This window comes from Gluconobacter sp. P1D12_c (assembly GCF_018812105.1).
Taxonomy (GTDB): Bacteria; Pseudomonadota; Alphaproteobacteria; order Acetobacterales; family Acetobacteraceae; genus Gluconobacter; species Gluconobacter oxydans_A.
Map to the genome: position 1 here is coordinate 1 of NZ_JACSIQ010000169.1, position 618 is coordinate 618.

The following is a 618-nucleotide window of genomic DNA, read 5'->3' on the forward strand; positions in this document are numbered from 1 at the left end:
CAGCAAACCCACCTTGAAAAAGGTGCCATCCTGCTTCTTACGCCGAGACGGAATCCCCAGCCCTTCAAGCCTGTCAGCCATGCGCTCAGATTGAAGCCTTATGGCCTCATCCCTGMCAATGCGTTCAAGATGTTTAAACACATCAACCTTGTTCCCACTGTTGCGACGAAGAAGCTCATAAAAACCTATCCGAGAAGATGACTCACACCCATTCTCAGACGGTCCTGCATCAAAAATCTCTCCGCGTGATTCCTTCGCTTCCTTAACCTCTGGAACGTATTCTAAACCACCAGCAGGAAGCCTGAAGCGTCGCCTGTCTTCCTGTTCCGAACGACACGCAAAACGCAGATTCTCATCAGCAGAATAATCCCGAGCTATAAGCCCAAGGTGCTTGCAGTCAGCAGATATCAGCCAGCAGATATCATCAACAGACCACCCCAGATGGAACACATGCCCAAGCCATGAACGAGGATAATACCCCCCATCATATGACTGAGCTTTGATGACCCTTTGGGCCTCTAATTTCGTATATGAACGACCTACGGATTCCATCCGAGACCACCAGTCTTGGCGGTCTTGTGTTGAACCATCGCCATCAGTTGTGTTATAATACTGATG

General features: G+C 49.3%; 1 protein-coding gene. It reads right to left on the reverse strand.

Annotated features, from left to right (window positions below):
- On the reverse strand, positions 1 to 552 hold a 552-nt coding region (locus tag KP705_RS16155; RefSeq protein ID WP_215764979.1), incomplete at its 3' end, for a hypothetical protein.
- Positions 553 to 618 lie beyond the last annotated feature (66 nt).